Genomic DNA, 4,701 nt, shown 5'->3' on the forward strand with positions numbered 1-4,701 from the left:
CTATCAGACGCCGATTCGACAACAGCTAACAACCCCAAGGGGATACGGACGACGACGCCTGCCCGAGCGGTCCCGGATCCCGTGGCGCCCCCGCCGGATCGTCCGGTCCACCCGGGCGGCACCCGCCGACCCTCGACCCGTGTCGAGCCGACCGCCGGAGGGTGTCCCTGCCCGGGAAGGCCGCAGTTCGGTGACGAACCCCAGTCCCGGACCGTCACCGATCTCCAGCAGCGCGGCTCGACCACCGCCACGGGACATGAGGTCACGCCACCGCGGCCAGGCCGGTGGGGGCGCTGTGCCTCGTGATGCCGGGCCAGGTCAGTTCTCCTCGGGCCCGAAGAGATCATCGAGAAAATCGAGGAACGAGCTGTCCAGGCGACCGGGACCAAGATCGTCTTGATCGGCAACGTCCCGGCGATCCGGGCTTTCCCGCAGCGACCGGGCGGTATCGTCCCGCAGCCCAATCATGAAGTCCTCGGCGAGACGCACCTGTTCCTGCAGAGATGCGAGCTTCTCCTCGGCCAGGGTAACCCAGGTTCTCAACCGTTCCCGCAGTTCCCTGCGATGATCCGGGGCAAGATCGGGCTGGCCGATCCGCTCACGCAATGTGATGAGAGAGCGCATCTCCTCGAGTGTGAACCCCAGCGGTTTCATCTTCTTGATGAGGAAAAACCGGTCGAGTGCGTCATCGTCGTACAGCGGGAAACCACCCGAGGTGTGGCCTACCGGCGCGAGCAGGCCGGCATCCTCGTAGAAGCGGGCGGTACGCAGGGACAAGGTCACCAGGGTGGCAACGTCACCGATCCGGTAGCGGCCGTCACGGGCATCGGCGGAAGACCCGGCGCTGCTGGTTATGGACAATTCAACCCTTATCACGTGAGCATGGCGACTGGTATTCGAGTGTCAAGCGTCTCTAGTATCGGCCACCCGCAGCTACACAGGACCGGTAAAGATCTAGTAATCCACGGCCGACGCCGACCGTGACGTCGGTCACCAGCGGACTCCGGTTGCTCCACAGGAGTCCCAGCGCCGGCCGCCACCCCGGATCCCGGTCACCCCGGCGAACCAGGTAGCTCCCACAAAATAGACAGCTTTACAAAACGGATGACCTTGACGCAGCGGAGGACCCGGGCGGACGAGACAACCTGCACGAACCGGGCGTCCGGGCAAAATCGGATCTCTTGCCGAGATCGGACGATCCCGACGGCCCCGACCTCGGGACGTGGGCCCCTCATGGCGGTTCCGGCACCCATCTCGGACGAGGTGACCATGGATTCACGAGTCCGTCATACCGTCCGATCCGCATCACCGTGCAGGCCGATGACGAAGTCCTCCGCGACTCCCGCCTGCTGCCGCAGGGTGGCCAGCTTCTCCTCAGCCAGCACGACCCAGGTATGCAGCCGCTCGCGCAGTTCGGTCCGCCGACTCTCGGAGATCGTCGGATCCGACAGCTCGTCGCGCACCGACAACAGCGACCGCATCTCCTCCAACGTGAACCCCAGCGACTTCATCTTCTTGATGACCAGCAGTCGATCGACAGCCTCGTCGTCGTACAGGCGGAAGCCACCCGGCGTACGTCCAGCGGGAGTAAGCAGTCCGGCTTCCTCGTAGTACCGGACCGCGCGCAGCGAAAGCCCGACCCGCTCGGCAACCTCACCTATCTGACGGGTGTTTCCGCGGGCCGCGCGGAACGCGGAACGATCGCGACGCGTCGTGGACACCGTAACCCTTACGTTCGTGCCTCGAAGACTCGGGCTAAAATGGTTGACACTCGACTCTACGGCCTGTCCCGCGGAGACTCGAACGGAGTCCACGACGAGGCCCCGAACTCCACACCGCCACCCCGTGAACACACTGGAAGAGCAACGCCCACCCACGACAGCATCCGCAACCACGCCGGCGACGTGGACCCCTGGCGAGGCAGCGGGCAGAGTGGGGCCCGGCTCGGGTCGCCCACGTCACCCCACGTCCGCGGACTCCACTCACGTCACGGGGGCCGATCGGTCGACGCCGGGATCGTGAACCGGCAGGCTCAGTGCGGACCCCATCGCTTCGCGCCAGGGGCGGTGGGACATCGGCGGACAGGCCCCGATCGCGGGCCGGCAGAACGAGGAGACGGCTGTGCTGACCAGGATCGACCACGTCGGGATCGCGGTGGCTTCCCTCACCGAGGCCATCCCCCGTTATGAGGAGGCATTCGGTCTGAAGGTCGTGCACCAGGAGGAGAACGAGCGCCAAGGGGTGCGCGAAGCGATGCTGCTGGTCCACAGCGGCAAGACCGGGAACTCCCACGTCCAGCTGCTGGAACCGCTGCGCGAGGACAGCCCGATCGGGAAGTTCCTGGCCAAGCGGGGGCCGGGCATCCACCACATCGCCTACGGCGTCGCCGACATCGACAGCGCCCTGGCGGCCCTGACCATGACCGGATTCGATCTGGTCAACAAGACTCCGGTGCACGGCACCGCCGGCAGCCGGATCGCGTTCATCCATCCCAAGGGTCTCGGAGGCGTGCTCACCGAACTCGTCGAGGCCGCCGAGGGGCACTGAGCCGGGCCGGACGACCCCGCGTCGCAGCCATCCCCTGGCCGGCCCCTGTCCGGGCGGGGCAGCGAAGGCGCGGGGCGATGAATCCCCGGCGGCGCACCCGGCGACGGCCCCGACCCCGGTCCCGGTCCATGGCGGATCATGGACCGGGGATCACCGATCGCGGATCACCGGCGGCTTTTCGCGGCGGACACGTTCGCGGTCGGGACCGGATCGAGCGGGACCACCGATGAACCGTTCCACTGGTAACGCACGGTCGCACCACCCGCTGTCGGGCAGCACATCGGGTCGCTTGGCCGGTAGAGATCGTACTGGAGGGCGACGACCCGGTCGGTGGACCAGATCCAGCGGATCGTGGCGCTCGGCTGCGGCAAGTCGTAGCCGATGAGCCGGCCACGATGGAAGAAGAACGCCCGCTGCGGATGCCCGTCCCCGGATGTCGACAGCAGTCCGACGATCACGCTGAGATCGTTGCTCCGGTCATAACCGCCGAGGACGATCGGCGTGTACCCCGCCGATCGGACCACCGCCGCGGCGTTGGCGATGCCCAGCGCCGGCGCGCCGGAGGTGGATGAGGCAGCGGAGGCTGTTCCGGCGATCCCGCCCATCAGGGTGAGCGTACCGATCATCACTGAAACGGCAAGTCCGCGACGTAGCGCCATGAGACCTCCCAGGTTCCGTGCTGACCCGACCCAACCTAGATGCCCTCTTCGGTGGGCGCCGACCAGTTAGGGGGTATGGCCGGTATGTCGCCACGATGCGGACCGGTCCGCCCCCCGGCCGGCGGATCCGGCAGGCTCCACACCGGAACGGGCGGGAAGCCGTGCCGTCGGGGGCACTACCTGTGGCAAAGGGGGGCAGCTGAGGTTTGTTGATCTTTCACCGTCGTTGAGCGGAGTCCTTCCCGACCCGCCACGCTTCGTGCCCCCGCTGCCGGACGAGGCGCCGCCGCCGGTGTTCCCGCGCTTGTTCCAGACCACGCTGGGGAGGCTAACCGTGGCACGGTCTGGACGGAACCAGACGTACCGGATCTGTAACCACTCGGCGCGGGCTCAGACGGCGGCAACCCGGCGGCCCAGCTCCTGCACCAGCGGCTCCGACGGCCATGGGGAGAGCTGTTGGTGCAGCATACGGGCACGCTGCTGCACCGGCATGTTCGGCGCCTCCGCCACCGCATCCAACGCGGCGATGGCGGAGGCCGCCGCCGCCTCGGGATCGGGGCGGTCGCCATCGAGATGCCCGCGGGCGACCGCGAGGCGACCGAGCCCGACCCCCTGATGGGCCCGGGTCGCAACGAACGCGTCGGCCGCGCGCCCCCCGTGGTGGATCGCAATCCGGCCGGCTCCCGGCGTGGCCGCCGCGACGAGCGCGACGTAGAGCTCCTCATCGGGGTCATTCCACGGCTTCGGGTTGCGGCGGCCCGCAGCCATCCCGGCGCGCATCACGGTCGCCGCTTCGGCCGCCCGCCGATGATCGCCTGCCTCTGCGGCGGCGGCGGCCTCGTAGCCGGCAAGGCGCGCATGCTGCGACGGGTGCGCTGTCTGCCTACCGTGGGCGGCATGGTCCGCAGCCACTGACCAGTGGTCGGCGTCCATGGCGATCCAGGACTGCAGCCCGGCGATGTCGCCGGCCAGCAGGGGGTCCCGGGCTGCCGTGGCATGCTCCTGACCGATATCGGCGAAACGGCGGCCGAGCCGGTCATCACCGCCGAACCGCGCGACCGTGGCGAGCTCGACCGCGAAATGGCCGGCCATCAGGGTCAGCCTGCGCGCGGCAGGCAGGAGCACCCGGCGGTTGAGCATCGCCTCAACCTGCTGCCACGCATCGAACGCGGGCGGGAACAACACGGCGGGCGCGACCGACCATCGGTCGCGCCGAAGGTCGGCGAGCTGGAGCTCCAGCTCGGTCACCGTGAACGCCTGCGGCCGGGCGCCGTCGAGCTGGTCGCGCACGTCGGACGTGGCTGCGAGTACCGCTGCGGCGGTGAGCCCGCCCACGCCCTCGAAGAGCTGTCGCCTGTCCGTTGGTCTCACCTCCCGTGTCGGGTCCACTGTCCGCCACTCGGGCGGCAGTAGTCCAGGGAGCGAGGACATTGGGATGTTCAGCTCGGTCAGGGCCTGCTCCAGTGCGGCGGCCTGCCACGCCTCGACGAGGCGA

General features: G+C 68.6%; 5 protein-coding genes. 1 reads left to right on the forward strand and 4 read right to left on the reverse strand.

What is annotated here, in order from left to right:
• Positions 1 to 318 precede the first annotated feature (318 nt).
• Positions 319 to 861, reverse strand: coding sequence for a MerR family transcriptional regulator (locus AC08OX_RS04815; protein WP_476606699.1), 543 nt, complete (start codon positions 859 to 861; stop codon positions 319 to 321).
• A gap of 425 nt (positions 862 to 1,286) precedes the next feature.
• Positions 1,287 to 1,721: a MerR family transcriptional regulator gene (locus AC08OX_RS04820; protein WP_476606700.1), complete on the reverse strand. Its 435-nt coding sequence runs from the start codon at positions 1,719 to 1,721 to the stop codon at positions 1,287 to 1,289.
• A 400-nt stretch (positions 1,722 to 2,121) separates the two neighbouring features.
• Between AC08OX_RS04820 and mce the strand changes: the two genes are divergently transcribed.
• The gene (gene mce / locus AC08OX_RS04825; RefSeq protein WP_476606701.1) at positions 2,122 to 2,547 is read left to right on the forward strand and encodes a methylmalonyl-CoA epimerase; all 426 of its coding nucleotides are present in this window, start codon (positions 2,122 to 2,124) and stop codon (positions 2,545 to 2,547) included.
• A gap of 164 nt (positions 2,548 to 2,711) precedes the next feature.
• Here mce and AC08OX_RS04830 read toward each other — a convergent pair whose 3' ends face one another.
• Positions 2,712 to 3,206 (reverse strand): LppP/LprE family lipoprotein, encoded by a 495-nt coding sequence (locus AC08OX_RS04830; RefSeq protein ID WP_476606702.1) that lies wholly within the window; start codon positions 3,204 to 3,206, stop codon positions 2,712 to 2,714.
• Between the two features lie 390 nt (positions 3,207 to 3,596).
• Positions 3,597 to 4,701: hypothetical protein (locus AC08OX_RS04835; protein WP_476606703.1), on the reverse strand; the 1,105-nt coding region annotated here is incomplete at its 5' end.

The sequence above is a fragment of the Frankia sp. CoBUL1 genome, from assembly GCF_978021245.1.

Coding starts and splice junctions, on each gene's coding strand:
- AC08OX_RS04830 (WP_476606702.1), bottom strand. CDS start 3,206: ATGGCGCTACGTCGCGGACTTGCCGTTTCAGTGATGATCGGTACGCTC.